A 24,126-nucleotide genomic window follows, 5' to 3' on the forward strand; every position below is an offset into this window, starting at 1 on the left:
GATCTGACGGCTTGTGCAGCCTTCGAGGCGCACCATCTCTGTATAAACCAGAACTGGAGCATCGCCATGGATCGAAGCGCGGCCGATAGGCTGGCGAAAGTCTGCATCGAAATTCTTCCGCCGGACCGCGAAGAGACGTGCGCGTCGGACGCAGCGACATGTCCGTGTTGTCGAAAGCTACGTCCGGCATCGAGCATGGATGACGATGGCTGCGGGATCTGCGACGAATGCCTGGCACCATGACGGCGGACGGCAAGATACCTCCACCTGTTCCGGTGACGTTCGAGGACGCGCTTGCGAAATTGCCGCATGGCTATCTTGAGGGATATTTTGATGGTCAATCATGGGGGGTGACCGTCAAGCGGTCGCAGGATGGCAAACGGACCTGGCTCTATGGCGAGGAGCTTAGTGGAACAGATATCGTCAGCTTCAACCTCTATCGGTTAGCTGGATCGCAGTCGATACTGAAACCGTGCGAAATGTGCTCTGCCAAGGTGATCGAATTCGTTCTCGGGTTCGAGCCGAGTGCGGAGAAAGCTGCGTCTCGACCATAACGACCACAGAATAAGCAGAGGATTCATGTTGCATTGCAGCATGCGCATGGCTGCACTGCGATCTGAGCGCTGGCGGTCGGGGCAGCCTCTGGTATCTTCAGATCATCAAAGTGTGTTTAGGCATGCAAATTTGACCCCCTTGGCGGGGTAATCGGCGTCCAATTTTGACCCCCCTCAGATTTCATCTGACCATCCGGCTTTTAGCGGCGGATGGAGCGGGAGTTGAAGCGAGTGGATACGATTGCGCGTGTTCGACGGGCCTTCCATGTGCAGGGCTGGTCGGTGAAGAAGATTGTCCGGGAACTCCACGTGTCGCGCAATACGGTTCGCAAGATTCTGCGTTCCGACGAGACCGATTTTGCCTATGAACGCGAGCGACAGCCGCTGCCAAGGATCGGAGCCTGGAAGGCCGAGATCGAGCGGTTTCTGGTTGCCAATGAGGGCAAGCCGTGAGGAGGTTCGGGCACTCGGCTACGATGGCAGTTATGACGCGATCCGGCGATATGCCAAGACCTGGGCGAAGAACCGGGGAGCCGTGACAGCGGAAGCCTATGTGCCCCTCTATTACGCGCCAGGCGAAGCCTACCAGTTCGACTGGAGCCACGAGATCATTCTGGTCAACGGGGTGACGACGACCGTGAAGGTCGCGCACGTCCGGCTCTGCCACAGCCGGATGATGTTCGCCCGAGCCTATATGCGCGAGAGCCAGGAGATGGTGTTCGATGCCCATGACAAGGCCTTCGCCTTCTTCCGTGGCACCTGCACGCGCGGCATCTACGATAACATGAAGACTGCGGTCGAGGCGGTGTTCGTCGGCAAGGAGCGACAATACAATCGCCGCTTCCTGCAGATGTGCAGCCACTATCTGGTCCATCCCGTTGCCTGCACGCCCGCATCCGGATGGGAGAAGGGACAGGTCGAGAACCAGGTTGGCCTCGTGCGCGAACGCTTCTTCACACCACGTCTTCGCGTCAAAAGCCTGGAAGAGCTGAACGTCTGGCTGCTCGATAAGTGCATCGCCTACGCCAAGGCACACCGCCATCCCGAGCAAACCGAGCGGATGATCTGGCAGATGTTCGAGGATGAGCGCGGCAGCCTTGTGCATTACGTCGGCCCGTTCGATGGTTTCCACTGTGTCCCGGCCTCGGTGTCGAAGACCTGCACGGTCCGCTTCGACAACAACAAATACTCTGTCCTCTCAACGGCTGTCGGCCGCCCTGTTGAGGTTCATGCCTATGCCGAGAAGATCGTGATCCGGCAGGATGGCGTGAATGTCGGTGAGCATTCTCGTTGCTTTGGCCGTGGCGAGACGGTCTATGATCCCTGGCATTATGTCCCTGTTCTGGCTCGCAAACCTGGCGCTTTGCGCAATGGTGCGCCGTTCCGCGAGTGGGTTCTGCCAGCGGCAATGGAGAAGGTGCGCCGTCGGCTGAAGAGCGTCCATGATGGTGATCGGCAAATGGTCACCATCCTCGGCTGTGTTCCCACCGACGGTCTGGCGGCTGTCGATGCTGCCTGCCAGGAGGCTTTGGATCACGGCGTCTGCTCGGCCTCGGTGATTATCAACATTCTGGCCCGCAGCCGTGATCCGGCTCCGGCCGCAACCCTACAAACCCCGGATGCGCTGCGGCTGACCCATGAACCGGTCGCCGACTGCGCACGCTATGACAGCCTCAGGAGGGCAAGCTGATGGAACGCACACAGGTTCTCGAACTGATGAGCACGCTGAAGCTCTATGGAATGCGCAGCGCTTACGACGAGGTCATGGGCAACGGCATCAAACGGCAGCACGAACCGCCGCGCATCGTCGGTGATCTCTTGCAGTCGGAGATCGCCGAGAAGCAGGCCCGCTCCATTCGCTACCAACTCAGCATCGCCAAGCTGCCCCTCGCCAAGGACATCGACGATTTCGACTTCACCGATACGCCGGTCAATGAATCCCTGGTGCGGGAGCTGGCTACCGGCACCTTCGTCGCCGATCAGCGTAACGTCGTCCTCGTCGGCGGCACGGGAACCGGAAAGAGCCATCTCGCCATCGCGATTGCCCGTGCACTGATCCGCAACGGAACACGCGGGCGCTTCTTCAACGTCGTCGATCTGGTCAATCGGTTGGAAACGGAAACGCGCAGCGGCAAGCAGGGGCGGACGGCCGACTACCTCAACCGTCTCGACTTCATCATACTGGATGAACTCGGCTATCTGCCATTTGCCCAGGCCGGCGGCCAACTCCTGTTCCATCTGATCAGCAGGCTCTACGAGCGCACGTCGATCATCGTCACCACGAACCTGGCGTTCGGCGAATGGCCATCAGTGTTCGGGGACGCCAAAATGACGACAGCACTTCTGGACCGTCTGACCCATCATTGCGAGATTGTCGAAACCGGAAACGAGTCCTGGCGCTTCAAGAACCGCTCTCAAAGCTAAAGCCGAAGACGATCATCACCCGCACTTGGCCTACCCTCTGCAACCCCGGCCAGCGCCGGGCAGGCCAAGCGCTGATCTACACCACCAGGGGGGTCAAAATTGGATGCCGATAAGGGGTGAATTTTGGACGCCGATTGACACTTATCTCTTCCTTGGACAGCGTTTGTTTTGTCATGGGTCTCTTTCCTGTTTCACTGAGTGAAAGTAACTCTCGTACAGTGAAATAATCCAGAAGCAGACCTGGCATGTCAACTCGCCTTTAAGGCAGGCGCGTCACATTGCGTCACTTATCGTCACAGTGCGAACGCCCATGGGACGAGGTGTTTGACGTTGAAGCCGGTCGAATCGATACGGAAGTTGCGTCTGTTTGTACGAGAAAGGAGACGATGAAAGGGTTGCAGGGAGCTCGCGATCTCCGTTGCGCTGCCGCAGAACCCAGCCGCGGTCTGGCTGTTGCCGCTTCGAACAAGCCTGACGCATGCACGGAATACGACAATATTGCCAGCGGCGATGCCCTTTCACGGCTCCGTCGTTGCAACTGATCAGGGACGGCATATCCACCGCCATGTCTCACGGATTGATGATGAAGTCCGGCACTCGTTGTCCGGACTTTGCGATTAGGAGGTTATCTCGACGCGCGAGCCGTCAGGCGTCGCGATGACGGCCTCGTAATAGCCGTCGCCCGTCATTCGTGGACCCGAAACTAGGATCCCGTCGATCTTGCATCTGGCCGCCATTTCGTCGACCGCCTTCTGACTCCCGAGAGAAATGGCAATATGATCCCATCCGCTTGCTTCCCGATCTTCACTGGGATCAATCCACGGTCCGGTCATGAGCTCGATTTCGGCACCTGTGTCGGCAAGCTTGATGAAGCGCGAAACGAAACCTTCTCGGCGCTTGCTATGATAGGGCTCCCCAATCTCGGCATCGAAATACGTCTGCCAGAATGCAACCTGTCGGTCGAGGTCGGGAGTCCAAATAGCAACGTGCGCAATATGCAAGTTATTTCCTTTCCGATTCAAAACGACAAGGGTTTCCGCAGCAACATGGCGTAGGCGCAGCGTTGCACAAGCTTCAGGAGCGCGGGTTCCCCAACCGATCCTTCCGCGTGCCGGCCTCTCTTTCGCCTACCACCGAGCCAAATGTAAAATAGCAAAATGTGTTTGCCTGTTGCGAGGCGTCATTGCGGACCGCCTCGGTCACCTCTCGATGTGGAGAGCTGACGAAGCGGATGCAGAAGGTATTCTGTCTGCACTGCGTTTGATAAAGTCTCCGGTGTCAGCAGCGTTATCAGAGTAGCATCGTGGTCGCTCAGATCAGGTTTGGTTTCAGAGTCAAAGCTTCCGCAAAGGCTTCCGCGCCGAGGGCGGGTTTGAAGCAGCGTATGTCATATTCGACCAGGTTCTGCCTATGGAAGGAGTCGGTTTTCAGCATCGCGTCGAGTTCTTCCCGGCTGGCGCAATGGGCAAGGACGATTCCGCCAACGGCCGGTTCCATAGGGCCAGCGGCGATGATTGTTCCCGCCTTTAGATGTTCGGCGAGCCATTCGCGATGGGTGTCGAGATGGGCTTTTATATCATCCATGGGGCGGATGTAGGTGAGAGTAACGACATAAAGCATCGGTGGATTTCCTTAAAGGAGTGGAAGAATTATGCCACGAGGTTCAGGATCTGCTCGTCGGCGTCGCGGAATGCTTTGGCCGTCATTTCCGGGCCGCGCGCCATCCCTTCAGCATAGATGAACTGGACGTCCGCGATGCCGAGAAAGCCCAGCATGTACCTTAGATACTGCGCCGGCGTGTCGGCGGGCGTTTCCCTGTAGAAGCCGCCCCGCGTCAGGGCGATGATCGCCCTCTTGCCCTTCACCAGGCCGATCGGTCCAGTCTCCGTATAACGGAATGTCGCACCCGGCTTGGCGACGGCATCGATCCAGTTCTTCAACTGGGATGGAATGTTGAAGTTGTACATCGGCGCACCGATGACGATAATGTCCGCCGCCAGGAGTTCAACGACGTGACGTTCGTCTTCGAGCGCTCGGGCGGTCTGATCTGGCGTTCGCGCGTCGGGAGGGAGCATCCGTGCCGCGACCGCCAGTTCATCGAGCGGCTGGATCGGATCGCGGGCCAGGTTCTTAATCTGGACGACAGCGTCCGGATCAATCCTTCTCAGATGGCGGACGATGGCGTCGGCAAGAGCGGAGGAGGCGGAGCCGTCAATTCGCGCGCTGGAATTGATTTGCAGTATCTTCATGAGAATTCCTTTCATGCGCCTCTCACGGCGCGTTCAGTCGATGGACAACGGACGCGGATGATCGCCGGCATGGCGAGCATGGCCGCGGTCACTCGGGGATAAGGAGGCGGGTCGCCTTGTCGATGCGCCCGCAGCTCAGGCTTGTGCGGCGTCTTCGATCAGTCCAGTGACGACATCTGCATGGGATATCAGGGACATGTGGCTCGAGAAGACCTCCGTTATGGCAGCCTTGCTGCGGTGAGCCATCCAGCTTTGGAGTTCGGGCGCAAGCACTCGGTCGTTCGTGGACAGGAGATACCAAGACGGCTTTTTCTTCCAAGCGGTGCCGACTACTTTTTCACCGAACGAGGTTGCGGCGATAGGCTTCTGTGTGGCGGCAAGAAGCTGGATCCTCTCGGGCGGTAGATCGCCTGCAAGCGCGGGCCCATAGTAAGCCGGGTCGAACCAGAGTGAATTGCGGTCGTCGGGACGCGCTCCTTCCATGCCGGAAGAAGGCGAACCATGATTTTGAAGGTCAATGGCCGACTCATTCTCATCAGGCACCAGCGCCGACACATAGACGAGAGACGTGACGCTCGGCGAAAGCCCGGCCTCGGTGATCACCATGCCGCCCCAGCTATGCCCCACCAGTACGACAGGGCCGGACTGGCGGCTCAGGACATTTTTGATGTAGGCGATGTCATCGGCGAGCGATGTCAGGGGGATTTGTGCGGACGTGACGGTGTATCCCTTTGAGCCAAGCCGGAGGATGACTTCGCTCCAGCAATCGCCGTCTGTAAATGCGCCATGCACCAGCACCACGTTTTTTGTTTTCTGTTCAGCCATTTCGTTTGTTCCTGTGCACGCGGATGCCCGCTGCCGCATGATTCCCGCAAGAGCGCCGGTCGCTGACATCGCGATCAAGCTTCTTCTATTCAGGACGGACATGTCGTGCCTCCGGCGGATTTGCGGTCGGCGTCTTGCCGATGAGTTCGATTGCAAGATAGCGGGTTGCCAAATGTCGCAGTAGGACTATGAATCGGGACTGATTGTTCTATTGAAGCAACAATGCGATAATACGGGGGTGACAGCGTTGGAAGACTTGAATGACCTGATGCTGTTTGCCGCTGTCGTGCACCATGGAAGCTTCTCCGCTGCAGCATTGGCACACGGACTGCCCAAATCCAAGGTAAGTCGCCGTATCGCCGGCCTGGAGCGACGACTGGGCGTGCGTCTTCTGCAGCGCTCGACGCGGGCTCTCCACGTGACGGAAGTCGGGCAAGCACTCCTGCCGCACTGCGAGTCCATGGCGGAAAGCGCCCAGGCGGCACTCGAAGTCGCAGCCTCAGCAGGAGAACATCCCTCAGGTCGGCTGAAGGTCAGTTGTCCGATTGGTGTCGCGCACATCTACCTCGCACCGGTGTTGGGCAAATTCCTGAAGGCACATGCCGCAGTCCAGCTTGAACTCGATCTGACGAATCGGCGCGTGGATGTGATCGCAGAGGGCTATGACGTCGCCCTCAGGATCAGATCGAGTCTTGACGATTCCAATCTTGTCGTTCGCAATTTGGGAACTAGCGAGCAGATGCTTGTGGCAAGCCCGGAATTCATAGCCACCCACGGTCCCTTCGACAGCGTGGATTCGTTGCAGCGTAAGCCCGGCGTCGGCCCGGCCGGGGTGAGAGGGGAAAAGAACTTCTGGAGCCTGCTGAAGCCGGATGGCGGTTCGATCGATATTGAATATCTGCCGACGCTCATCACCGACGATGTCTATGTGCTCGGTCACGCCGCGCTGGCCGGAATTGGCGTCGCGCGTCTGCCGGTCAATATCTGCGGAGACGCAATCCGCGAAGGGCGCCTGATGAAGGTCTTACCGGACTACCGATTGCAAGCGCATCGTCTTCATGCCGTATTTCCCTCGCGCAGAGGCCTCGTACCGGCGGTCAGGGCCTTCCTCGACTTCCTGGCAGCAGAACTTCCGGACATGCTTGCGACGGGTACGGTGGTATATAACAATGGCTATCGCTTGGGCAGGCTTGATCCTGATCTGGCATCCTGACCGATTGGTGTACACGAGGCCCGTAGCTTCGGCGCGCACTGATCGGTCCTCCAGGATGACGCGACAAACAACTCCACTGTCATCTTCTACGCGTTGTTGATGAGTGGTACCAATACCGCCCTTTGCCGGGAGGACAAGCATATTGTCAAATAACTTGCGTCAGCCAATCGGCGAAGGTCTTAGATAGCCGCCGCTGGCTGCCGGCTTTTGGATAGGCGAGGTAGTGGCCGATGTAGCGGTTGTCGCGGCTGTCCCTGAACGGCCGAACCAGACGCCCGCTGTCCAATTCGCGCCGCGCCAGAGTGTTCGACTCTAACGCCACACCCAGCCCGTTCGCCGCGGCATCGACTGCCAGAAAGCTTCTATCGAAGCTCATGGCGGGCAGGGGCGGAGGACCGAGATTATTGAGTTCAAACCAGTCGATCCATTGAATTCTTTTCAGGTCGCTACGGATGAGGGGAAGACGCGCGAGATCGCGCGGAGTTTCCAGTCGTTCAGCCATCTTTGGAGAACACAGAGGAGAAATGATCTCTTCTCCAAGCGGCACGACGATCAGATCTTCTCTGTTCGATGGTTCGCCGTAAACGATGTCGACATCGAAGAGGCCGTCCACGAAACGCGCATAGTTTGTGCTTGCCGCCACCCGGACCTCTACCCCCTCGTTCTTGCGCAGGAAGTCGGGAAGACGTGCCGAGAGCACCTGCGCGGCGTAGCTCGGCGCGCAGTGAACCCGCAGCAGGTGGGTTTTGTTGGATGAAATCATCTCAACACCCCGGCGGAGCTCCTCGAAGGCATTCGAAGCGTGGGAGAGGAGCGTCTGGCCGGCCAGAGTCAAGGTGACCTTTCGCGTGCTTCGCTCGAAGAGCGAGATGCCAAGGTCGCGCTCGAGCTTTGCAATGGCATGACTTACGGCGCTTGGTGACAGGTGCAGCTCCTCGGCTGCAGCGCGAAAAGACGCCAGCCTGGCTGCGGCTTCAAAGATGCGGACCGCGGAGAGTGAGGCCATCTGCAACATCGGATTAGTGAACCAGATTCACCCACCGTTGTAAACTTCGCGTTTGTCGAATGGCGTCAACTCGATCAGTTTCGACCCCGCAAGCCAACTGACTTGCCGAAGATTTGCCAGATGCTGGGACGCATCGGGAGGAGATTACATGCTACTCAACGGGAAGACCGCGGTCATTTCGGGCGCGGCGAGCAGGCGCGGCATCGGCCGTGCGACGGCGCAGCTTTTCGCCGAGCATGGCGCTCGCGTCGCCATCCTCGATATCGACGCTGACGCTGCTGCGGAGGCGGCCGCGGCGCTGCCCAGCGTCAAGTCCGGTAACCACGTCGGCCTTCGCTGCGACGTCGCCGACAAGTCATCCTGCGTCGAGGCCGCATCCAAGGTGATCGCCTCCTTCGGTTCGGTAAACGCGCTCGTCAACAATGCCGGCATCACCCAGCCGGTCGGCACGCTCGATATCACCGAAGCTGACTGGCAGCGGATCGTGGCGGTCAACATGACCGGTGTGCTCTTCCTGAGTCAGGCCTTCATCCCCTACATGCGCGACGATGGCGGCGGATCGATTGCCTGCATGTCCTCGGTATCGGCACAGCGTGGCGGCGGCATCTTCGGCGGGCCTCATTACTCCGCAGCCAAGGCAGGCGTGCTCGGCCTCGCCAAAGCGATGGCCCGCGAATTCGGTCCAGCCGGCATTCGCGTCAACTCCGTCACGCCTGGCCTCATCCAGACAGACATCACCGGCGGCAAACTTACCGACCAGATGCGCGCCGACATCATCAAGGGCATCCCTCTGAGCAGGCTCGGAGAGGCCGCCGACGTCGCGAATATCTATCTGTTCCTTGCCTCCGATCTGTCGGCCTACGTCACCGGCGCGGTCATCGACGTCAACGGCGGCATGCTGATCCACTGAGGTTCAATCCGGAGAGAGACCGACATGAGCCAGATTGGCCACAATATCAGCCTGACAGAGCGCGCCCGGCGCATCCGCCGTCATGCGCTGCGCATGGGCGAAGTGCAGGGACAGGGTTACATCGCCCAAGCGCTCGGCGTCGCCGACGTCCTTGCCGTATCCTACTTCCACGCCACGAACTACCGGCCGGAAGATCCGGAATGGGAAGGCCGCGACAGGTTCCTGTTGTCGATCGGCCACTATGCGATCGCGCTTTACGCTGCTCTGATCGAAGCCAAGATCATTCCCGAGGACGAGTTGGAGACCTACGGCACGGACGACAGCCGGCTGCCGATGTCCGGCATGGCCGCCTACACGCCTGGCATGGAAATCACCGGCGGATCGCTCGGACACGGACTCGGCATCGCGGTCGGCATGGCCTTGGCGCTGAAGCGGAAGAAGTCCTCTTCCTTTGTTTATAATCTGTTTTCCGACGGCGAACTTGACGAGGGTTCCACCTGGGAGGCCGCGATGTCGGCCGGCTCCTACAAACTCGACAATCTGATCGGCATCGTCGACGTCAATCAGATGCAGGCCGACGGGCCCTCGATCGGCGTCCTCAATTTCGAACCGCTCGGCCCCAAATTCGAGGCCTTCGGCTGGTTCGTCCAGCGGGTGGACGGCAACGATCTCGATGCGCTCGTAAAGGCGTTCGACGCAGCTCGTCATCACGCCGAGGCGAAGCCTCGCATCATCATCTGCGACACGAAAATGGCCAAGGGAGTGCCCTTCCTCGAGGCACGCGATCGAAACCACTTCCTGCGCGTGGAACCCCACGAATGGGCCGAGGCCCTCAGAATCATCGATGCGGGAGCGGAAGCATGAGGCGTTCGAAGTACATCCGGCCTGCGCATCTTGAAAGCGGCATCGACAAGCCCCGGCTCACGACTTCGGCGATGATCGCATCGATTGCCGGTCCCGATCAGCCGACGAGACCGGCACCCTTCGGCAACGCGCTTGCCGCCCTGGCGCGGAAGGACGAGCGTGTTGTCGGCATGTCCGCCGACCTTGCGAAATACACCGACCTTCATGTGTTCCGCGCTGCCCATCCCGACCGCTTCTACCAAATGGGCATGGCGGAACAGCTGCTGATGATGTCGGCGGCGGGCATGGCGCGCGAAGGCTTTCAGCCTTGGGTGACGACTTATGCCGTCTTCGCGTCCCGGCGGGCCTACGACTTCATTTGCCTGGCGATTGCCGAGGAGATGCTTGATGTGAAGATCGTCTGCGCCCTTCCGGGCTTGACGACGGGATATGGGCCGAGCCACCAGGCGACGGAAGATCTCGCAATGTTCCGCGGCATGCCGAACCTGACGATCGTCGATCCGTGCGACGCCAGTGAGATCGAGCAGGCGGTTCCGGCGATCGCCGCCCATAGGGGGCCGGTCTACATGCGCCTGCTGCGCGGCAACGTTCCGCAGGTTCTGGAGGAATACGGCTACAAGTTCGAGCTCGGCAAGGCCAAGCTCCTTCGGGATGGCAAGGACACTCTGATCATCTCGTCGGGTCTGATGACGATGCGCGCGCTCGAGGCTGCCGCACAGCTTCGAAACGACGGCGTCGACGCTGCCGTCCTGCACGTCCCGACCATAAAGCCGCTCGATGAGGCGACGATCGTCGCCGAGTGCCGCAAGGGCGGAAGGCTGGTGGTCGTGGCGGAGAACCACACGGTCATTGGCGGCCTTGGAGAGGCCGTCGCCGGAACGCTGTTGCGTGCCGGCGTCGCACCGCCGGCCTTCCGCCAGATCGGCCTACCCGACCAGTTCCTGGAGGCGGGCGCCTTGCCGACGCTCCATGACCAATACGGGCTATCGACCCTGAAGGTGACGGAGGCGGTCAAGACCTGGCTCTCGACCTGACGACGTCGGCCGGTTGAGGAGACGCCGGCCGTTTAAACAAGCTTGTGATGGAGGACGAAATGAGCTTGCAGATGAACAGAAGATTTTTCCTGGCGACCGCCACTGCTGCGCTCGCGGCCCCGGCAATCGTGCTTTCAAGCCGATCCGCCAGCGCTGCCGCTACGACCCTGACCCTTGGCCATGGCGCCGCTCCCGGCAATCCCAGAGCCGTGGCCGCGGATAAGTTCGCGGAACTCGTCAAGCAGAAGACCGAAGGCCGCATCCAGATCAACGTCGCAGGCGCCGAGACGCTTGGCAGCGACTCCGCGATGCTCACCAGTCTCAGGACTGGCGCTTTGGACTTCACTGCCAACAGCCAGGGCGCAACCTCGGCGATCGTTCCGGAACTCAGCGCGCTCGGCCTGCCGTTCCTATTCGAAAACACCGACAAGGCCGTGGCCGTCCTGAACGGTCCGGTGGGCGCCGAGCTCAACCGGCGCTTCGAAGCGGTCGGAGTCGTGCCGCTCGACTGGTGGGACAACGGCATCCGGCACCTGACGAACTCGAAGCGGAAGGTGGCTTCGCCTGCTGACCTAGCGGGCATGAAGATCAGGACACCGGCTGATCCGATGACCATCGACATCTTTCAGGCTTTAGGAGCGGGTACCGAACAGATCGCCTTCGGCGAGCTTTACATCGCTTTGCAGCAGGGCGTTGTCGACGGGCAGGAGAATCCGCTCGCCAATATCGAAAGCTCGAAACTTCACGAGGTCAACAAATACATCAGCCTAACCGCCCACAAATGGGAATCCACGCCGTTCTTGATGTCGAAGATCGCTGAGGCCCGCCTGGGGCCCGATTTGGAGGCGGTCAAGGCCGCGGCAAAGGAGGCGGGTGCTCTGCAGCGGAAACTCTCGAGCGAGAAGGCAGCTGAGGTGCTCGAGAGCTTCAAGAAGAACGCCGCCGTCGAGGTCGTGGAGGTCGATCACGATGCTTTCGTCATGGCCACCGCGTCCGTCTCGGACAATTGGAAGAAGAAGCCGTTCGGCAATTTCGTCACCCAGGTGGAAGCGGCTGCGAGGGGCTGAGGCTCCTACCCAAGATCCGGAGACCTCATGAGCAGGTTTTATTCAGCCGTCGATCTGGTCGCCGGCATCATCGTCACCGTAGCGAGGTCGGTCATCATCGTCAGCGGCATCGCGCTGACGGTGGTCACCACGGCCAATGTCATCGCTCGATACCTTTCGGCGAGCGGGGGATTTTCGTTCGCCCAGGAATTGCCGATGCTGATGTTTCCGTGGTTCATCATCGCCGGGATCATCGTTGCAGCCCATGCCGGCGGGCATATGGCCGTCGAATGGCTCTACGAAAAGCTCGATGGCACTGCCCGGACGACGGCCCTCATCGTTGCGAATGCGATCAGCGTTGCCGCATTTCTGGTGCTGGCATATCAGGCGACCGTGGTGGCCGAGATCGCTGGGGCGGAACACAGCCCCGTCCTGCAGCTTCCGAACAGCATCGGCTATTACTCGCTGTCGATCGGTGCGGTGCTCGTGTCCATCGTCACCCTCGCCGCGACCGTCCGCGTCCTCCGCCTCGGCTGGGATCACCGCCTCGAGATCAAGCCAGAGGAGATCGCGCTATGACACTTGTCATGATCGTTTCCTTTTGCATCCTCATGGTCCTCGCCGTTCCCGTCGGCTATGCGCTGATCATCGCAGCGGGGCTTGGAGTCCTGTTCAACGGTTACGTTCCGCTCTCGGTGGTCGCCCAGCAGGTCTACGACCAGACCCAGTCCTTCCCAATGCTGGCGCTCCCGTTCTTCATGCTGGCGGGCACGCTGATGCTTGGCGGCGAACTGGGTCGTCAGCTCCTGGAGCTCGCCTCTCGCGCGATGCAGCGATGGCGGGGCGGACCGCTTTCGACGACGGTCGTATCCTCGGTCGTCTTTGGCGGCGTATCCGGCTCGGCGGTGGCGAATGCGAGTGCGCTCGGTTCCGTTCTCATCCCCTGGCAGAAGAAGCACGGGTTTCCGCCGGCACTCTGCGCCGCCAACAATGCGACCTCCGCTGTCATCGACGTCCTCATCCCGCCGTCGATTCCAATGATCCTCTACGCTCTGATCAGTGGCGTCAGCGTCGGTGATCTGTTCATCTCCGGCATCGTTCCGGGGCTGATCATGGCGGCGAGCTTCGTGTTCGTTTGCTGGTACGTGTCAGTAAGGCGAGGGTATGCCATTGAGGCCGGGAAGGTCCGCAAGCGCGAGCTGGCGCGGCTGGCACTACAAAGTTTCCCGGCAATCCTGCTGCCGATCCTGATCATCGTCTTTCTGCGTTCCGGTCTGGCGACGCCGACAGAGGTCTCGGTCCTGTCGGTCGTCTACTCGCTGCTGCTCAGCATCCTCTTCTACCGTGACCTGACCTGGAAACGCTTCTGCGAGAACATGGTGGAGGCGGGCGTCGCGACGGGTGTCGTCATGCTCGTGATCATGGGCAGCGCGGCGGTCGGCTGGGTTCTGACGTTCGATCAGGCTCCGCAGCACATGGCCGAATGGGTCTCGACGCACATCTCCAGCCCGATCGTGATCATTTTGATGATGAACCTGATCATGCTGGTGGTCGGCATGCCGCTCGATATGCCGCCGGCGATCCTCCTGCTCGGACCGATCTTCGTTCCTCTGGCCGATTCCATCGGTCTCGACCGGGTCCAGCTTGGCCTGATGATGGTGATCAACCTCGGGATCGGGCTCTACACGCCGCCGATCGGCACAACCCTGTTCATCTCGTCGTCGATCGCAAAGGCGCCGCTGGGAACGACGACCAGCGAGCTCTGGCCGTATTTCGGCATGGCCATGCTCCTCCTCCTGGCGGTCAGCTTCGTGCCGGCGCTGACGATCTACTGAGGAGCGTTCGATGAGTGAAACATCCAAGAACGTCATCACCGTCCGAGGACTTACAAAGTCCTACGGTGCAACCTCGGTCCTCAAAGGCGTCGACTTCTCCGTTGCTCGCGGGGAGGTTCACGCGCTGCTTGGCGGTAACGGCGCCGGCAAGTCGACGATGATCAAGATCATTACGGGCGCGGCCTCGCGCAACGACGGAGAGATACGCTTCTTCGACAGCGAGGGCAGCGAACGCAGCGAGGCCGAGGGCAGGGCGAAGGTCGCGGTCGTGCACCAGGAACTCGCGCTCCTGCCGCATCTGACCGTCGCCGAAAACATTGCCCTGCCGCATCACAGGAGAGGTGCGGGCTTGTTTCGGCATACGGCCGCAGCGGGACAGGCCCACGACGCGCTGCGGATGATCGATCAAGACTTTGCCGCCAGGTCTTTGCACAGGCTAGTTGGGAGCCTCAGCCTCCACGAAGGTCAGATGGTTGAAATTGCCAGGGCTCTTTCATCGGGTGCGGAATTGATCCTCCTCGACGAACCGACTGCCAATCTCACCGCTCTTGAGACGGAGAGACTGTTTGCAGTCCTGAGGCGGCTGACCCGGGATACCGGTCTGTCGGTTGTCTTCGTCTCGCACCGAATGAAGGAGATCAGGCAGATCGCCAATGTCTGCACGATCATCCGCGACGGCCGCACAGTGGTCGACCGCCAGCCGATGGAAGAGCTGACGGACGCCGGCATCATCGAAAAGATGGGGCAGGTGGCAGCCTCTCATGCACCGGAACGGGCGCTGCGGCCCGACTACCGGTCGGACGCCTCCGCTGCGACGGACACTATTGCCATCGAGGAGGCAGGTTTCAGGCTGGAACTGCAGCCGGGCACCGTGCTCGGCGTGGCCGGCGCACCGGCTGGACCGGCAGCACTGATCGAAGGGCTGACAGGCGCTGCCCGGAAGAAGCGATGGACCGTTGCGCGTGCGGGATGGCCAGATCAGCTCCGATCGCCGCGCAAAGCCGCCCGCCTGGGGGCGGGATATGTGACTGGCGATCGGGCACACAAGGGCGTCCTCCACAGTCTTCCGATCATCGATAACGTAATGGCGTCCCGCCGTGTGACCAGAGGCGCGCTCCTCGCCGGCGGCACTGAAGGGGGCGAATGCCTCGATCTGCTGAAGGCCTTGAAGGTGAAGGCCGCTTCTGTCTGGGATCTGCCGAGCACGCTGAGCGGTGGCACGCAGCAGAAGCTTCTGCTTGCCCGCTGGCTAGGCGTGCCCTCCCGGCTGCTCGTCCTCGAGGAGCCGACCAGAGGCGTCGATATCGGAACCAAGCGAGAGATCTACCAGCTCATCAGACAGATGGCCGCTTCAGGCACAGTGATCGTCTGGTGGTCCACTGAAAATGCCGAACTGCTGGAAGTCTGCGACCGCATCATCGCCTTCGACACCGAGGGGCGGTGTGCCGGCGTGATGGACCGCGACGACTTTAGTGAAGAGAATCTTGTTACCTTGACTGGAATGGCCGCATGAGTGGGACACGGGTACATATCGCGCCGACTGAGGCGCCGGCAATACAAATCAGACAGAGGGAAAGCCTCTTTAGCGTCTACAGGACAGAGATTGCGATCGCTCTCGCAATCGTGCTGCTGGCCCTTGCGGTCGGCTCGCAGGTTCCGCAGGCGCTCAGCTGGGGCAATTTTGCCAATATCACGCAGGCCGGTGCGCCTCTTATCATCATGTCGCTGGGCGTTCTGCTTGTCGTCATCACCGGCGGTATCGACCTCTCCGTCGGCTCGGTCTTCTCCTTGACCGGCATGGTGACCGCGCAGGCGATGGCAAATGGATTTGGCGGCATCTCGGCAAGTCTGATCGGTCTCGGCGTCGGACTTCTTTTCGGATCGATCAACGGCTTCCTCGTCACGATCGCCGGTCTGGCGCCGTTCGTCGTAACCCTGATCACCTTTGCCGTTGCCGGCTCGCTCGCTTTCATCGTCACGAACGGGCGCTCGATGCCGATCGGCGATCCTGACTTCTGGGTCCTCAACAGCGGCAGCCTGATACCCGGCGTTCCGAATTACATCCTCTTCTGCGTGATCCTTCTGATCGCAATCGAGCTCTTCCTGAAGAAGATGGTGGCTGGCCGCTGGTTCTATGCCGTCGGCAGCAGTTCGACGGCTGCCTATCTGCTTGGCATCCCGGTCAAGCGGACGAAATTCATGGCCTATGTCGCGTCGTCGCTGCTGGCATCGTTCTCCGGCCTCCTGACGATCTCCTACATTCTCAACGCCGAATCCACGGCGGGGTCGAGTCTGATGCTTCAGGCTATCGCGGCGGTCGTGATCGGCGGCGCGAGCCTGCTCGGTGGCACGGGCACCGCAGTCGGCGCTGTGCTGGGAGCTCTGATGATCACCGTCATCCAGAACGGCGTCAATCTCATCGGCATCAACAGCTTCTGGCAGGGGTCGGTCACCGGCGTCGCCATTCTTATCGCGGTCCTCATCGACCGCTTCAGCAAGTCGCGGCGGGGGGCCGTTTGACATCAACCCGGCAAAGCCGGTTTTTGGAGGAGGAATGACAATGACAAAATCGATACGCGCAGTTGGCCTGTTTGCCGGCGTCGCAATGGCGGTCCTTTCACTGGCGGCGGCCGCCCAGGCGGGGGAGAAGAAGACGGTGGCTTACCTCGCGCCATCGCTCGACATCTCCTACTGGCAATGGGTCGGCTACGGCGTGAAGGAGAAGGCCAAGGAACTCGGCATGGACTACGTCGAGTACACTTCGGAAAATTCGCCGGCCAAACAGATGGATAACGCCCGCACCGCCGTAACCAAGGGCGTCGACGCCATCGTCATCGGCCCCGTCAGCTCGACGAGCACGCCGCCGCTCCTCGCCTATTTGAAATCGCAGAACATCCCGATCGCCTTCGCCGGCATCGGCCCGCAGCCCGGCCAGACCGACTACACGTCGTCGGTTACGGCAAACAATTACGAGACCGGCAAGGCGCAGGGCGAATTCGTCTGCAAGCTTGCCAAGGACCGCGGCGGCAACCAGGTCGGCATGCTCTCATTGCCGCAGGACCGCGAGAACGCCCAGAAATATCTGAAGGGTGCAGAAGAGGCGTTCAAGGCGAGCGGCTGCGATCTGGCGCAGATGCTGGAGACCAGGGGCCTTACCGTCAACGAGGCGGTCACCCAGGCCAATGACATGCTCACCGCCCATCCAGACATCAAGGCCATTTACGGCATGTATGATGAGGCCGGCACAGGTGCCGCGAAAGTGCTGCAGACCCGTGGTCTTACCGGCAAAATCGGTATTGCGGTTGCAGACGGCAGCCCGACGACGATCTCGCTGCTGAAGTCGAACGCCATCCAGGGCATCTTCTTCCAGGAGGCGGTCGGACAAGGAATCGACGGGACGCAGCAGGTCTTCAACGCGATCTCCGGTGCGCCGGTCAAGAAAGACCTCGCTCTCGTCATGCCGCTGGTGACGGCCGACAAGGTCGACTCGCCGGAAGCAAAAGCCGTCATCGCACGTGTGTTCCCGCCGGCCAACTAAATGGTGCGGACGCCGGCTGTTCTGGTCGGCGTCCTTTTCGCGATCTCTTGAAGGGCAGCAGGCATGAAAGACCTCCCGATCATCGATCCGCATTTTCATCTGTGGGATCTCGACAACAACTACTATCCCTGGTTATCGGACGGCGTGAAACCGTCTGCCTTCGGCGACTACACCGCCATCAACAAGACGTATCTTATTGACGACTTCCTCGCGGATGCAAAGAACCAGAACCTGGTAAAGGCAGTGCATCTCGACGTCGGATACGACCCGAAGGATCCGGCCGGCGAGACGCGATGGCTGCAGGGCATTGCCGACAAGCACGGGTTCCCCCACGGCATCGTCGGATATGCCGACCTCCGCAAGCCCGACGTCGGCGACCTCCTTGACGAGCACATGTCGTACGCGAACTTCCGCGGCATTCGGCAGTCGATGAACTACCACCAGGATCCTGCCAAGACTTACCTGACTGAATCTGGCGTTAGCCGGACGCCGGAGTGGCGCAGCGGTTTCAAGCAGCTTGCCCGACGGGGTCTCAGCTTCGACCTTCAGCTCTACTACTGGCAGATGGAAGAATTTCTCGATTTTGCCCGCGATTTTCCCGACGTGCAGATCATCTTGAACCACACGGGCATGCAGGTAGACGGACCAAGCCATTTCGAGGGGTGGCGAAGTGGGATGCGCGTGCTTGCGCAGGCGCCCAATGTCGCCTGCAAAATCTCAGGTCTCGGAATGGGCGATTGGACCTGGACGGTCGAAAGCATCAGACCCTATGTCGAGGAGGCGATTGCAGCGTTCGGCGTCGAGAGGTGCATGTTCGCTTCGAACTTCCCGGTCGACAAATTATTCGGCAGCTACGATAAGATCATGGACGCGTTCAAGTCCATCACCGCCAGCTATTCTCCAGACGAGCGCCTCGCACTGTTTCACGACAACGCCGCATGTTTTTATCGGTTATAGCGACCTGTCGGCGTAATCGGCCAATACCTGCACCCGACGCCGGCTAAACGGCAAGCCGCTCTGGCCGATGAATGCGCGTGCTTTCGTGGAACACAAGTTCGAGTCCGTTCAAGGCGAAAACGCTCACTGAGCCGAACTCATCTTTAGTTATCTGCGGCGGGTTCCTGCTGCGAGTCCCCTGATGCGGAGCAAGACCGTCAGGTCTACGACGCCCAGTATTTCATAATTTGAAATAAAGTCGCAATTATTCTCGCAATTGTGAGTGGATGCATCTGGCTGCAATATCGCCCTGTCAGACGAACACAGCGTCGCCTGAAGTTTCATTCACGAAATCGCAGGAGGCGAAATGACCCCGAACCCTTCTTCCATGACACGCAGAGGTGCGCTGCTTTCCGCAGGCGCCGCCGCAGCGGTTGTCGCGATTTCACCAGCTTTCCGCTTCGCAGCCAATGCCGCTTCCGCCACCAACCCAACCGAAGGAAACAAGACCATGGCATATGTGACCACCCAGGATGGAGTAGAAATCTTTTATAAGGACTGGGGTCCGAAGGATGCCCAGCCGATCGTATTCCACCATGGCTGGCCGCTGTCGTCGGACGACTGGGATGCACAGATGTTGTTCTTCCTCTCCAAGGGTTATCGCGTCGTTGCCCATGACCGCCGTGGTCACGGTCGTTCCGCCCAGGTTGCCGATGGTCACGATATGGACCACTACGCCGCCGACGCCTTTGCCGTCGTCGAGGCGCTTGATCTGAAGAATGCCGTTCATATCGGCCACTCCACCGGCGGCGGTGAAGTTGCCCGTTATGTCGCGAAATTTGGCCAGAAGGCCGGACGTGTTGCCAAGGCCGTTCTCGTTTCCGCGGTTCCGCCGCTGATGCTCAAGACCGAGGCCAATCCGGAAGGCCTGCCGATTGAAGCCTTCGACGGTTTCCGTGCCGCCCTTGCCGCCAATCGTGCGCAGTTCTTCCGCGATGTGCCTGCCGGCCCGTTCTACGGCTTCAACCGCGATGGTGCGACAGTGCATGAAGGCGTTATCCAGAACTGGTGGCGGCAGGGCATGATGGGCGGCGCGAAGGCTCATTACGATGGAATCATGGCTTTCTCCGAAACGGATCAGACCGAAGACCTCAAGGCCATCAGCGTTCCGACGCTTGTTCTGCACGGTGAAGACGACCAGATCGTTCCGATCGCCGACTCGGCTCACAAGTCGGTCAAGCTCCTGAAGAACGGGACGCTGAAGACCTATACGGGCTTCTCGCACGGCATGCTGACCATCAATGCCGAAGTCCTCAACGCCGACATTTTGGCCTTCGTCCAGGCTTGATCGGCATTGGCGGCGGGTGTGGCCTCCCAAACGCCCGTCGCCTCGCCAATTGCAACAGTCCTCAGCGCTCATAGGGCGTCTCGAATTCAGGAAATCACCATGACCAACACCAACTCCAGCAAAAAGATTGCAAACTACGGCGTCGCCTGGGAAGGCGCATTCGGATACGTGCAGGCCTTGCAGGTGAAAGATACCATCTATATCTCGGGCCAGTTGAGCCATGATGAAGAAGGTAAGCTTATTGCTCCCGCAACACTCGACGGCAAAGGCCGGCCTGCCGACTTCACGCAGATGGAAGCACAGATCCGTCAGACATACGTCAACGCCAAGAAGCTTCTCGCCGAATTTGGGGCCACGCTTGACGATGTCGTAGAAGAGACACTCTTTGTTCTCGACGTTCCAAGCGCCTTTGCAGCGGGATCCAGGGTCCGCAAGGAAATGTACGGCACACACATGCCGCCGGTCGCCAGTAATCTTATCGGCGTCAACGCGTTGGCCTTTCCGGAGCAGATCGTCGAGATCACGTTCCGCGCCGTCATCGACCGCACCACTGCCTGATGCGGCAACAGCCATGCCAAGGGCCGTCGGACGCGGCAAGGCGCCGGCGCCCAAACTTCTGAATGGACCAGAAGATGCCAAGACGTTCAAAAATCAGGACGCGCCTTCCGGCTTCGTTGCAGCTGACCGCCGAACTCGTGACCAAATCCCTCAGGGTTGTCGAAGAGCAAGGGCCGGAACCGAACTGGACGCCAATCTCGACCACACAGCTTGATCAACTCGCCAGTCGTATGGAAGAAGAAGCGGGCGACGAGGAGATCTGGGTATTCGCCTACGGCTCCCTGATGTGGAATCCAGGGTTTGACTATGCGGCTAGTGAAGATGCTGTCGCCTACGGATGGCACCGTGCATTCTCACTTAGGATAGAGCGACTGAGGGCAACATCCGATGCGCCAGGGCTAATGCTTGCTCTTCAGCCTGGCGGCAGATGTTCCGGTCTGGTCCTGAAGCTTCCTTGCGCGACGAAGAAACAAGACCTGCGCACGCTTCTCGCCCGAGAAATCCGCTATGTCGAAGTTTGTGACATGGTCAGATGGGTTTCGGTCAAGACGCCATCAGGGTCACGCCGTGCCCTGACCTTTTGGGCAAGCCCGAAGCAATCTCCACTCACGGAGAAGGTGCCTCTGAATGAAGCCGCCCTGCTGATCGCGCAGGCGTGCGGTCCTGCGGGATCCTGTGCCGAATATCTGCATCGCACGGTCTCGGACCTGGCGGATCGAAACATTTACGATCGGAACCTGTGGCAGTTGCAAAAGCTTGTCGCCGCAAGGCTGCAAGCAATGACTGTAAACAGTCGATCAAGCGCCGACGTTGACCGTCCGCTGCCTGTCAATCAAGCATGACCATGTGCGCTGCCACCTGCTCCTCGAAGAACTTGGAGAACGAGGCGATCCGCGGCGGTAGCGCTTGGTATGGCGGGTAATAGAGCGTCAGCCATAGATCCGGCGGCGCCCATCCACGAAAGACGTGGACAAGGCGACCGCTGCGGATGTGCTCGGCAATATTGAACCCCGGCAACAAGGCGACGCCCGCTCCATCTGCGGCCATGTCGGCCAGCACCTCGCCACTGTTCGCACTGAACGCGCGTCCGGCAGAGATCGCGATGCTCGACCCGCCATCCGACAGGACCCAGTTCTCCCGCCGGCTTTCCCCGCTATAGGCAAGGCAGTCGTCCGGCGTCAGCTCGTGCGGATGCGACATGTCGACGAAGCGGCTGCCGGGCGCGGCCACGAGAATGCGCGGCACGACACGGATCTTTCTCCAGATCGTGAACTTGTCCGAAGGCTGGGAGGAGATGCGGATCGCCAGATCGTAGTCGTCGTCAACGATGTTCACCAGCCCATCAGAGAGCGAGATCTCGAAGCACATCTTCGGATACTTCTCCTTGAAGCCGGACAGGATCGGCGGAAGCACGACCTTGCCAAACCAGGTCGGCGCGCTGATCCTGAGGCGCCCCTCCTCGGCCTTATGTGCGTTCATCATCTCGCGCCGCGCGTCCTCGAGCGTCTTCACTGCGGGCTGGATCTGCGCCGCGAAGATCGCGCCGTCTGTGGTCAGGGACACCTGCCTCGTGGTGCGCACGAAGAGCTGGACGCCGAGCTCCGCCTCGAGGGCGGCGATGGCTCGCGTTACGGCCGCAGGCGTCATGTCGAGTTCGCGCGCGACTTGCGCGAAGTTCCGCTTCTCAGCGGCGAGGAGGAAGGTGCGGAGAGCTTTATAGTCGTTCATGCTATTATTTCACTTCTTGCAATTCTGTCGAAAGAAGTATTGCAATTCTGCCCGGTGAGCAACCGCCCTACATTCAGTTCACACAACAAACACCAGTGCTGACTGAAAGGCATCGATATGATCAAGGACATCAAGGGACTGCACCATGTGACGTCGATGGCGTCGGATGCGCGGCAAAACAACCGCTTCTTCACCGAGACGCTCGGTCTGCGCCGCGTCAAGCAGACGGTGAACTTCGACGATCCCAGCGTCTATCACCTCTACTACGGCGACGAGACGGGATCAGCGGGGACGGTGATGACCTACTTCCCCTTCCAGAATATGATGCTCGGACGTCCCGGTGTCGGCGAGGTCGGTGAGACGCAGTTTTCCGTGCCCAAGGGTTCGCTCAAGTTCTGGCAGGACCGCCTCTCGTCGCAAGGCGTCGACGGACTGGACGCAGACACCGTCTTCGGCGCCAGCCGGCTTCGGTTCATGGGGCCGGACGGCGACAGCCTCGCGCTGATCGAGGCGGCCGACGATCGCCGCTCGTCTCCCTGGCTCGCCGGCGGCATCCCGGACGACGCGGCGATCCGCGGTTTCGCAGGAGCCCGCTTCAGTCTGCACGATACGGCCGCGACCGAGGAGCTGCTCGGCTTCATGGGTTACCAGCGCGCCGAAAAGGAGGGCGACGTGACGCGCTTTGTCATTGCGAACGGAAACGGCGCCGACACGATCGACCTGCAACTCCTGCCGACGACGCCCTTCGCCCGGCAGGGCGCGGGCTCGGTCCACCATATTGCCTTCGCGGTCGAAAACCGCGAGACGCAGCTCGAAGTCCGTAAGGCGTTGATGGATACTGGCTACCAGGTCACGCCCGTGATCGACCGGGACTACTTCTGGGCCATCTACTTCCGCACGCCGGGCGGTGTGCTGTTCGAGATCGCCACCAACGAGCCGGGCTTTGATCGCGACGAGGACACCGCCCATCTCGGAGAAGCGCTCAAGCTGCCGAGCCGGTATGAGGAATTCCGCGCTGAGATCGAGTCCAACCTTGTCCCGTTGCCTGCTTAGCCGCGCCTCCAGACCTAGCCGCAGAAGAGGGGCCGCGATCCGAAAGGGTTGCGGCCCTTCTTGCATGCGGGCCTCGCCCGGCATCCCGGACTATTTCGTTTTGCGCAATTCATTCGACATATTTATTGCAATTCCTCGTCTGCGCATGTGGCGATAGGTTCGATTTCAGCAGCCAAGACGGCAAGCGAAACGGCCGAGCAGGCCCGGAAGCTCCCGACAGCCGCTAGCGATTTCTGGCACCGTTCGCGGGCCGCAACCAAGAGGAAGAGAACCATGTCCAAGCTCGAAGTCCTGACCCCTGCAAACAGCCAGCTTATCTTCATCGACCAGCAGCCGCAGATGGCGTTCGGCGTCCAGTCGATCGACCGGCAGACACTGAAGAACAACGTCGTCGGCCTCGCCAAGGCAGCAAAGATCTTCGATATCCCGACCACCATCACCACGGTCGAGACGTTGTCCTTCTCCGGCAACACATATCCCGAACTGCTCGCAGTCTTCCCTGAGAACGACATCCTCGAACGGACATCGATGAATTCCTGGGACGACCAGAACGTCCGCGACGCGCTGGCGAAGAATGCCGCCGCCGGCCGTAAGAAGATCGTCGTCTCCGGCCTCTGGACGGAAGTCTGCAACACCACGTTTGCTCTCTCCGCTCTCAACGACGTTTCAGACTACGAGATCTACATGGTGGCCGACGCCTCCGGCGGCACCTCGCTGGAGGCCCACAACCGCGCCATGGACCGCATGGTGCAGGCGGGCGTGATCCCGGTCACCTGGCAGCAGGTCCTGCTCGAATGGCAGCGCGACTGGGCACGCAAGGAGACCTACGACGCGGTCACCACGCTGGTGAAGGAGCATTCGGGCGCCTACGGCATGGGCATCGACTATGCCTACACAATGGTCCATGGCGCGGGAGAACGCGTCAAACATGGCAAGCGCATTGGCCCGAACCCGGCGAAGTAATGTTCTCCCCGCCGCTCCGGCAACCCGTCGGAGCGGCTTCAA

At 60.2% G+C, this 24,126-nt stretch carries 24 protein-coding genes and 1 pseudogene; 19 read left to right on the forward strand and 6 right to left on the reverse strand.

The window, feature by feature from the left end:
- Window positions 1–227: 227 nt before the first annotated feature.
- From ATY76_RS29985 to istB, 3 genes and pseudogenes are all read left to right on the forward strand, one after another.
- Window positions 228–554 carry a hypothetical protein gene (locus ATY76_RS29985; RefSeq protein ID WP_088678259.1) on the forward strand — a complete coding sequence of 109 codons (327 nt, stop codon included), beginning with the start codon at window positions 228–230 and terminating at the stop codon, window positions 552–554.
- Between the two features lie 222 nt (window positions 555–776).
- Window positions 777–2,238, forward strand: a pseudogene (gene istA / locus ATY76_RS29990) (IS21 family transposase); the annotation flags it as partial.
- Between the two features lie 5 nt (window positions 2,239–2,243).
- Complete coding sequence (gene istB, locus ATY76_RS29995; RefSeq protein WP_088678260.1) at window positions 2,244–2,978, forward strand: IS21-like element helper ATPase IstB; 735 nt, start codon at window positions 2,244–2,246, stop codon at window positions 2,976–2,978.
- A gap of 617 nt (window positions 2,979–3,595) precedes the next feature.
- Here istB and ATY76_RS30005 read toward each other — a convergent pair.
- The 4 genes from ATY76_RS30005 to ATY76_RS30020 all read right to left on the reverse strand — a co-directional run bounded on the left by ATY76_RS30005 (window position 3,596) and on the right by ATY76_RS30020 (window position 6,052).
- Window positions 3,596–3,979 (reverse strand): VOC family protein, encoded by a 384-nt coding sequence (locus ATY76_RS30005; protein WP_088678261.1) that lies wholly within the window; start codon window positions 3,977–3,979, stop codon window positions 3,596–3,598.
- Between the two features lie 310 nt (window positions 3,980–4,289).
- Complete coding sequence (locus ATY76_RS30010; protein WP_088678262.1) at window positions 4,290–4,598, reverse strand: YciI family protein; 309 nt, start codon at window positions 4,596–4,598, stop codon at window positions 4,290–4,292.
- Window positions 4,599–4,627: 29 nt separating this feature from the next.
- Window positions 4,628–5,227, reverse strand: a complete 600-nt coding sequence (locus ATY76_RS30015) for an NAD(P)H-dependent oxidoreductase (protein WP_088678354.1) — start codon at window positions 5,225–5,227, stop codon at window positions 4,628–4,630.
- A 135-nt stretch (window positions 5,228–5,362) separates the two neighbouring features.
- Complete coding sequence (locus ATY76_RS30020; RefSeq protein WP_245310163.1) at window positions 5,363–6,052, reverse strand: alpha/beta hydrolase; 690 nt, start codon at window positions 6,050–6,052, stop codon at window positions 5,363–5,365.
- A 238-nt stretch (window positions 6,053–6,290) separates the two neighbouring features.
- Between ATY76_RS30020 and ATY76_RS30025 the strand changes: the two genes are divergently transcribed.
- A complete protein-coding gene (locus tag ATY76_RS30025) occupies window positions 6,291–7,265 on the forward strand; it encodes a LysR substrate-binding domain-containing protein (protein ID WP_245310184.1) in 975 nt (324 codons plus the stop codon).
- A gap of 145 nt (window positions 7,266–7,410) precedes the next feature.
- On the opposite strand, the gene ATY76_RS30030 is transcribed toward ATY76_RS30025, so the two are convergent.
- Complete coding sequence (locus ATY76_RS30030) at window positions 7,411–8,280, reverse strand: LysR substrate-binding domain-containing protein (RefSeq protein ID WP_088678264.1); 870 nt, start codon at window positions 8,278–8,280, stop codon at window positions 7,411–7,413.
- A gap of 139 nt (window positions 8,281–8,419) precedes the next feature.
- On the opposite strand from ATY76_RS30030, the gene ATY76_RS30035 reads away from it, so the two are divergent.
- The 13 genes from ATY76_RS30035 (at window position 8,420) to ATY76_RS30095 (ending at window position 21,182) form a co-directional block, all read left to right on the forward strand.
- On the forward strand, window positions 8,420–9,181 hold the full coding sequence (locus ATY76_RS30035; protein ID WP_088678265.1) for a glucose 1-dehydrogenase: 762 nt from the start codon (window positions 8,420–8,422) through the stop codon (window positions 9,179–9,181).
- A gap of 24 nt (window positions 9,182–9,205) precedes the next feature.
- A complete protein-coding gene (locus ATY76_RS30040) occupies window positions 9,206–10,045 on the forward strand; it encodes a transketolase (RefSeq protein ID WP_077989609.1) in 840 nt (279 codons plus the stop codon).
- Window positions 10,042–11,079 carry a transketolase family protein gene (locus ATY76_RS30045; protein ID WP_088678266.1) on the forward strand — a complete coding sequence of 346 codons (1,038 nt, stop codon included), beginning with the start codon at window positions 10,042–10,044 and terminating at the stop codon, window positions 11,077–11,079. The genes ATY76_RS30040 and ATY76_RS30045 overlap by 4 nt, the downstream gene beginning before the upstream one ends.
- A gap of 59 nt (window positions 11,080–11,138) precedes the next feature.
- A complete protein-coding gene (locus tag ATY76_RS30050) occupies window positions 11,139–12,146 on the forward strand; it encodes a TRAP transporter substrate-binding protein (protein ID WP_088678356.1) in 1,008 nt (335 codons plus the stop codon).
- A 27-nt stretch (window positions 12,147–12,173) separates the two neighbouring features.
- Window positions 12,174–12,704 carry a TRAP transporter small permease subunit gene (locus ATY76_RS30055; RefSeq protein ID WP_088678267.1) on the forward strand — a complete coding sequence of 177 codons (531 nt, stop codon included), beginning with the start codon at window positions 12,174–12,176 and terminating at the stop codon, window positions 12,702–12,704.
- Complete coding sequence (locus ATY76_RS30060) at window positions 12,701–13,960, forward strand: TRAP transporter large permease subunit (RefSeq protein ID WP_088678268.1); 1,260 nt, start codon at window positions 12,701–12,703, stop codon at window positions 13,958–13,960. Before ATY76_RS30055 ends, ATY76_RS30060 begins: the two co-directional genes overlap by 4 nt.
- Before the next feature lie 10 nt (window positions 13,961–13,970).
- Window positions 13,971–15,473 carry a sugar ABC transporter ATP-binding protein gene (locus ATY76_RS30065; RefSeq protein ID WP_088678269.1) on the forward strand — a complete coding sequence of 501 codons (1,503 nt, stop codon included), beginning with the start codon at window positions 13,971–13,973 and terminating at the stop codon, window positions 15,471–15,473.
- Window positions 15,470–16,480 carry an ABC transporter permease gene (locus tag ATY76_RS30070; protein ID WP_088678270.1) on the forward strand — a complete coding sequence of 337 codons (1,011 nt, stop codon included), beginning with the start codon at window positions 15,470–15,472 and terminating at the stop codon, window positions 16,478–16,480. The genes ATY76_RS30065 and ATY76_RS30070 overlap by 4 nt, the downstream gene beginning before the upstream one ends.
- A gap of 40 nt (window positions 16,481–16,520) precedes the next feature.
- On the forward strand, window positions 16,521–17,498 hold the full coding sequence (locus ATY76_RS30075) for a substrate-binding domain-containing protein (protein WP_088678271.1): 978 nt from the start codon (window positions 16,521–16,523) through the stop codon (window positions 17,496–17,498).
- A 63-nt stretch (window positions 17,499–17,561) separates the two neighbouring features.
- The gene (locus ATY76_RS30080; protein ID WP_088678272.1) at window positions 17,562–18,455 is read left to right on the forward strand and encodes an amidohydrolase; all 894 of its coding nucleotides are present in this window, start codon (window positions 17,562–17,564) and stop codon (window positions 18,453–18,455) included.
- Between the two features lie 490 nt (window positions 18,456–18,945).
- Window positions 18,946–19,782 carry an alpha/beta hydrolase gene (locus ATY76_RS30085; protein ID WP_348627533.1) on the forward strand — a complete coding sequence of 279 codons (837 nt, stop codon included), beginning with the start codon at window positions 18,946–18,948 and terminating at the stop codon, window positions 19,780–19,782.
- A gap of 99 nt (window positions 19,783–19,881) precedes the next feature.
- Window positions 19,882–20,340, forward strand: a complete 459-nt coding sequence (locus tag ATY76_RS30090; protein WP_088678274.1) for a Rid family hydrolase — start codon at window positions 19,882–19,884, stop codon at window positions 20,338–20,340.
- A gap of 62 nt (window positions 20,341–20,402) precedes the next feature.
- The gene (locus tag ATY76_RS30095) at window positions 20,403–21,182 is read left to right on the forward strand and encodes a gamma-glutamylcyclotransferase (RefSeq protein ID WP_088678275.1); all 780 of its coding nucleotides are present in this window, start codon (window positions 20,403–20,405) and stop codon (window positions 21,180–21,182) included.
- Here the strand turns inward: ATY76_RS30095 and ATY76_RS30100 are convergent.
- Window positions 21,169–22,068, reverse strand: a complete 900-nt coding sequence (locus tag ATY76_RS30100) for a LysR family transcriptional regulator (RefSeq protein WP_088678276.1) — start codon at window positions 22,066–22,068, stop codon at window positions 21,169–21,171. The two genes, ATY76_RS30095 and ATY76_RS30100, sit on opposite strands and share 14 nt — an antisense overlap.
- Before the next feature lie 117 nt (window positions 22,069–22,185).
- Here ATY76_RS30100 and ATY76_RS30105 point away from each other — a divergent pair, with 117 nt between their 5' ends.
- A complete protein-coding gene (locus tag ATY76_RS30105) occupies window positions 22,186–23,121 on the forward strand; it encodes a VOC family protein (RefSeq protein ID WP_088678277.1) in 936 nt (311 codons plus the stop codon).
- A gap of 273 nt (window positions 23,122–23,394) precedes the next feature.
- A complete protein-coding gene (locus tag ATY76_RS30110) occupies window positions 23,395–24,084 on the forward strand; it encodes a hydrolase (protein ID WP_088678278.1) in 690 nt (229 codons plus the stop codon).
- Window positions 24,085–24,126 lie beyond the last annotated feature (42 nt).

Source organism: Rhizobium sp. R339, from assembly GCF_002211395.1.
Taxonomy (GTDB): Bacteria; Pseudomonadota; Alphaproteobacteria; order Rhizobiales; family Rhizobiaceae; genus Rhizobium.

Coding starts and splice junctions, on each gene's coding strand:
- ATY76_RS29985 (WP_088678259.1), top strand. CDS start 228: ATGCCTGGCACCATGACGGCGGACGGCAAGATACCTCCACCTGTTCCG.
- istB (WP_088678260.1), top strand. CDS start 2,244: ATGGAACGCACACAGGTTCTCGAACTGATGAGCACGCTGAAGCTCTAT.
- ATY76_RS30010 (WP_088678262.1), bottom strand. CDS start 4,598: ATGCTTTATGTCGTTACTCTCACCTACATCCGCCCCATGGATGATATA.
- ATY76_RS30015 (WP_088678354.1), bottom strand. CDS start 5,227: ATGAAGATACTGCAAATCAATTCCAGCGCGCGAATTGACGGCTCCGCC.
- ATY76_RS30020 (WP_245310163.1), bottom strand. CDS start 6,052: ATGGCTGAACAGAAAACAAAAAACGTGGTGCTGGTGCATGGCGCATTT.
- ATY76_RS30030 (WP_088678264.1), bottom strand. CDS start 8,280: ATGTTGCAGATGGCCTCACTCTCCGCGGTCCGCATCTTTGAAGCCGCA.
- ATY76_RS30035 (WP_088678265.1), top strand. CDS start 8,420: ATGCTACTCAACGGGAAGACCGCGGTCATTTCGGGCGCGGCGAGCAGG.
- ATY76_RS30040 (WP_077989609.1), top strand. CDS start 9,206: ATGAGCCAGATTGGCCACAATATCAGCCTGACAGAGCGCGCCCGGCGC.
- ATY76_RS30045 (WP_088678266.1), top strand. CDS start 10,042: ATGAGGCGTTCGAAGTACATCCGGCCTGCGCATCTTGAAAGCGGCATC.
- ATY76_RS30050 (WP_088678356.1), top strand. CDS start 11,139: ATGAGCTTGCAGATGAACAGAAGATTTTTCCTGGCGACCGCCACTGCT.
- ATY76_RS30055 (WP_088678267.1), top strand. CDS start 12,174: ATGAGCAGGTTTTATTCAGCCGTCGATCTGGTCGCCGGCATCATCGTC.
- ATY76_RS30060 (WP_088678268.1), top strand. CDS start 12,701: ATGACACTTGTCATGATCGTTTCCTTTTGCATCCTCATGGTCCTCGCC.
- ATY76_RS30065 (WP_088678269.1), top strand. CDS start 13,971: ATGAGTGAAACATCCAAGAACGTCATCACCGTCCGAGGACTTACAAAG.
- ATY76_RS30070 (WP_088678270.1), top strand. CDS start 15,470: ATGAGTGGGACACGGGTACATATCGCGCCGACTGAGGCGCCGGCAATA.
- ATY76_RS30075 (WP_088678271.1), top strand. CDS start 16,521: ATGACAAAATCGATACGCGCAGTTGGCCTGTTTGCCGGCGTCGCAATG.
- ATY76_RS30080 (WP_088678272.1), top strand. CDS start 17,562: ATGAAAGACCTCCCGATCATCGATCCGCATTTTCATCTGTGGGATCTC.
- ATY76_RS30085 (WP_348627533.1), top strand. CDS start 18,946: ATGGCATATGTGACCACCCAGGATGGAGTAGAAATCTTTTATAAGGAC.
- ATY76_RS30090 (WP_088678274.1), top strand. CDS start 19,882: ATGACCAACACCAACTCCAGCAAAAAGATTGCAAACTACGGCGTCGCC.
- ATY76_RS30095 (WP_088678275.1), top strand. CDS start 20,403: ATGGACCAGAAGATGCCAAGACGTTCAAAAATCAGGACGCGCCTTCCG.
- ATY76_RS30100 (WP_088678276.1), bottom strand. CDS start 22,068: ATGAACGACTATAAAGCTCTCCGCACCTTCCTCCTCGCCGCTGAGAAG.
- ATY76_RS30105 (WP_088678277.1), top strand. CDS start 22,186: ATGATCAAGGACATCAAGGGACTGCACCATGTGACGTCGATGGCGTCG.
- ATY76_RS30110 (WP_088678278.1), top strand. CDS start 23,395: ATGTCCAAGCTCGAAGTCCTGACCCCTGCAAACAGCCAGCTTATCTTC.